The organism is bacterium (assembly GCA_030654305.1).
In the GTDB taxonomy this organism is placed as follows: domain Bacteria; phylum Krumholzibacteriota; class Krumholzibacteriia; order LZORAL124-64-63; family LZORAL124-64-63; genus PNOJ01.
This window is the reverse complement of sequence record JAURXS010000076.1, coordinates 1-4299: the sequence shown is the minus strand read 5'-3', so window position 1 is coordinate 4299 and position 4299 is coordinate 1. Positions and strand designations below refer to the sequence as shown.

Below are 4299 nucleotides of genomic sequence, written 5' to 3'. Positions count from 1 at the left end.
CCGAAGATCAGGCCGCTGACGAAGACGGTCACCCACGCGAACGCGCTCAACATCAGCGGCGAATACGGCGACAGCCGCTGCCGCAGGCCGGCCGCGATGGCCAGCAGGATGATCGCGTTGCCGATCACGAGATACGGCATGGTCAACTCACCAGCCTGCGCGACAGGAACTGGAGGGCGAAGAAATCCGCGCACACGCGCACGGTCCAGGCCGCGGCGGCTCCGATCAGGCCGTACTTGCCGATCAGCAGCATCATCAAGGCGAGGTACGGGAACAGTTCGACCAGATGCACGAACGCCGTGACCCGGGATTTCCCGTGGGCCTGGATCCGTGAATAGGGCACCTGCGCGACGGCGTTGAAGACGAACCCGACCAGGAGGATCCGCAGGATGCCGGCGGACTCGTCGCCGTACGGCGCCCCCAGCCAGGCCGTCAGGATCCATTCCGCGAAGATGAAGACGGGGACGGCGACGAGCGTGCAGGCGATCAGCAGGCCGCGGAACGCGGTCCTGGCGGTGTCGTCGGCCGATCCCTGCAGCTTGCTGAACAGCGGGAAGATCGTCCGCGATACGGCGCCCGGGATCACCGACATCCTCGAAACGACCTCCGAGGGCGCGGCGTAGAACGCCACCCGGCCGGCGCCCAGGACGTTCGAGAGGACGAAGCGGTCCACGTACACCATGATCGGGCTGATGATGTTGGAGACGGTGATCCAACCTCCGAACCGGAACAGCGCCCCCAGGGTGGCCTGCCGGAAGTGGAACACCCCCGCAGCCATGCCGCGGCGGCAAGGCAGGTAGGCGATGATCATGGTGGCGACCCGCGCCAGCAGCAGCCCGCCGAGCGCCGCGGCCAGGCTGGGCCGGATCAGGACGGCGACGGCGGGCAGCACCGCGACCAGCAGCCCCGAGAGGGTTTTCAGCGTGCCCAGCTTCGCGAACTGCTGCTTGCCCTCGAGGTAGGCGAACCAGACGAGGCTCAGCAGGTAGGCCGGGACGGCGAGCGCCAGCAAGCGGAGCGCATCGACCGTGTCGGCCAGAACCGGCGCCGACACCTTCAGGAGGATCGCGAGGGGGCGCGCCCAGAAGTAGAGGAGCAAGGTCCCGATCAGCCCGAGCGCGAGGACCGCGTAGCTCGCGGTGCCCACGACTTCCCGGTTGAGCGTCTCGTCGTCGTCGTGCATGGCGATGGCGCGGATGACCGCCCGGGTCAGGCCGCCGTCGAACACGCCGGCGTAACCGAAGACGGAAATCGCCAGCATGAAGATGCCGAACTTCTCGACGCCGAGGATCCTGGCCATGACCGCCATGGTCGGGATGGCGACGAGGCTGGGTACGATCAGCCCCAGGGCGTTCCACAACGTGTTCTTGAGCATGGCCAGTTCCCGCCCGCGGCGCGACGAAGCGGCGCTGGTGATCGATCGTCTCCACTGCGGGGCCACGGTCAGCCGGACGGGAACCGAGGAGCTGGTGGCTTGCCGTTTTTCCGCAGGCGGAAGTATGGCACACCCGGTGATCAGCACAAGGGGGAAAGCCTGCAGCGACCGGCGGCGCCGCGGGCCGGGGCCGTCGTTGGCCTTGACGGTGGCGGCCGTCGAAACCTAGAATCCCGGCAGCCCCGCCGCGTTTTCGCTCGCACCAGCACCTGGAGCCGGCATGTCCATTCTCTGGCTGTTGTTCCCGATTTCGGCCGCAACCAGCATGCTGGGCGTCCCCCCGCTCGTGCGCGCGCTCGAGCGCTCCCACACCCTCGACATCCCCAACGACCGCAGCAGTCATACCGTGCCCGTGCCGGTCGGCGGCGGCATCGGCATCCTCGCCACCTGGCTGCTGGGCATGACCGGCGCCGCCGTCGCGGGCGTGTTTCCCGCGCCGGGATTTCCCGCGGCGCTGGCCGCGGGCGCCGCCGTCCTGGCCGTGCTCGGCTTCGTGGACGACCGGCGGGGGTTGCCGCCGTTGCCGCGGTTGGCGGTCCAGTCGCTGGTGGCCGCGGCCTGCCTGAAGGCCGCGGGTCTGCCGGTGGTCGCCTTCGAACTGCCGGGTGCGGCGCCGATGGCGGCCGGGATGCTCGGCTGGGCGGTGTCGTGGCTCTTCGTCGTGGGTTTCACGAACATGTTCAACTTCATGGACGGCATCGACGGGCTGGCGGGCTTCCAGGTCCTGCTGGGGGCGGGCGCCCTGGCGGTCTGGGCGGCGCTCGCCGGCGACGTCCCGCTGGCCGTGACCGCGACCCTGCTGGCCGGGGCGACGGTGGGCTTCCTGCGGGCGAACTTCCCGCGGGCGCGCGTCTTCATGGGCGATGTCGGCAGCCTGCCCCTGGGTTTCCTGCTGGCCATGGGCGTGCTGCGGGCCCACGCGGGCCCCGACCGCGCCGGCGCGACGCCCCTGTGGCTGCCGCTGCTGTTCCTCTGGCCCTTCCTGAGCGACGCGACCTACACGCTGCTCAATCGCGCCGTCCACGGGCGCAACCCGTTCCGCCCGCACCGCAGCCACATCTACCAGCGGCTGCTGGTGGCGGGCCTGAGCCACGCGCGCGTCACGCTGATCTACGCCGCGGCGACGGCCGCGTGCATCGCGGCCGCCTTCGTCTGCCGGGCGCGCCCCGCGCTCGGCGGGATCGTGTTCTGGGGGATCTGCGGCCTGACGCTGCTTCTGTTCCTCATGATCGTCATCAACGTGCGGGCCGCCGCGACGCAGCGAACCGCCGAATAGCGCCGGGGGCGATCCGCGGGCCGGAACCGGGGCTTTGCCCTTCCGGTCCGAGGTGCTACTCTGGCCCGGCGGGGTCCCCGGATACCGGGACCGATCCCCGCTCGCTCCGCCGGTCGGACCCTCGCCGGGATGCCACCCCGTCACGCCTCGGAGTTGTCACGATGCCGATCAGACATCAAGTCGTTCGCCGACCCCGCCTGCCGGCCCTGCTGTCGCTGCTGGCCGCGTCGGCGGTGTTCGCGACGTTCGCCCTTCCCGCGTCCGCCCAGGACGTCCCGCCCGAACTCGTCGAGCAGGCGCTGCGCCGATCGGGCCTCACCCAGCAGGAGCTGATGCAGCGCCTGCAGGCACAGGGGACGACGGTGGTCGACACGACCCTGCCGCCCGGCCGCACCGCGCTGCCGCCCGGCCCGCGGGTGATCCTGCCCTTCGACCTGGAGACGGCTGCCGTTCCCGCCGCCGTCGCCGCCGAGACGCCGCTCCCCACCGCGGACACCCCGTTCGGCGCCGACTTCTTCCGCCTCGATCCGGGCATGTTCGCGCCGCCGGCCTTCGGCCCCGTGCCGCCCGACTACATGCTCGGACCCGGGGACCAAGTCAGCGTGGACGTGTTCGGCGAGGTCGAGTTCCGCCTCGAGCGCGTGGTCGACCGCGACGGCGGCATCATCCTGCCCAAGGGCGGCAAGGTGAACTGCGCCGGCCGCACGCTGGCCCAGGTGACGCGCGCGGTGCGCGAGAAGCTGGCCGGCTCCTATTCCGGCATCGACCCCTCGGGCGAGGGGGGCTCCACGTTCGTGGACGTCAGCCTGGGCGCCCTGCGCGCCATCCGTGTGTTCGTGGTGGGCGAGGCACGCCAGCCGGGCGCCTACGAGCTGACCAGCCTGTCGACCGCCTTCACGGCCCTCTACGCCGCCGGCGGGCCCAACGAGCAGGGCGGTCTGCGGTCGATCAAAGTGTTGCGCGGCAACCAGTTGTTGGCCGAGCTGGATTTCTACGGCTACCTGCTCGAGGGCCGGCGCGGCGACGACCCCATCCTGCGCGACGGCGACACGGTGCTGATCCCGGCCCGCACGATCACGGTGCGCGTCGAGGGAGAAGTGCGGCGCCCCCGGACCTACGAGCTGAAGGACGGCGAGGACGTTCAGGACCTGATCCGCTTCGCGGGCGGCTTCACGGCCGAGGCCGTGGCCGACGTCGTGCACGTCGCGCGGATCGTGCCGCTCCCCGAACGCCGTCCCGAGCAGCCCGACCGGGTCCAGTCCGACCTGGACCTGCGCCTGAAGATGCGCCACCTGCTGCGCGACGCCGACGTCGTGCGTGTGGACCGCATCCCCGAGCGCCTCGAGAACTGGGTCGAGGCCCAGGGCAACGTGAAGAACACCGGCCGTTACGAGTTCCGCGAGGGCATGACGGTCGTCGACCTGGTCCGGCAGGCCGGCGGTCTCTGGGCCGACACGCTGCCCGAGCGGGCCCTGATCGAGAGGCTCGACCCCGACCTCACCTACCGCACGATCGAAGTGGCCCTGGCCGAGGCCATGTCCGGGGCGCTGCCGCCGCTGCCGCTGCAGTCCCGGGACAAGCTGCGGGT

General features: G+C 71.1%; 3 protein-coding genes. 2 read left to right on the top strand and 1 reads right to left on the bottom strand.

Translation table 11 applies throughout. The features are described from left to right. Positions 1-142: 142 nt before the first annotated feature. Positions 143-1375 carry a flippase gene (locus Q7W29_01985; GenBank protein ID MDO9170581.1) on the bottom strand — a complete coding sequence of 411 codons (1233 nt, stop codon included), beginning with the start codon at positions 1373-1375 and terminating at the stop codon, positions 143-145. Positions 1376-1655: 280 nt separating this feature from the next. Between Q7W29_01985 and Q7W29_01980 the strand changes: the two genes are divergently transcribed. Then, on the top strand, positions 1656-2711 hold the full coding sequence (locus Q7W29_01980; protein MDO9170580.1) for a glycosyl transferase: 1056 nt from the start codon (positions 1656-1658) through the stop codon (positions 2709-2711). A 161-nt stretch (positions 2712-2872) separates the two neighbouring features. After that, the coding region (locus tag Q7W29_01975) for an SLBB domain-containing protein (GenBank protein MDO9170579.1) at positions 2873-4299 on the top strand (1427 nt) is incomplete at its 3' end.

Coding starts and splice junctions, on each gene's coding strand:
- Q7W29_01985 (MDO9170581.1), bottom strand. CDS start 1,375: ATGCTCAAGAACACGTTGTGGAACGCCCTGGGGCTGATCGTACCCAGC.
- Q7W29_01980 (MDO9170580.1), top strand. CDS start 1,656: ATGTCCATTCTCTGGCTGTTGTTCCCGATTTCGGCCGCAACCAGCATG.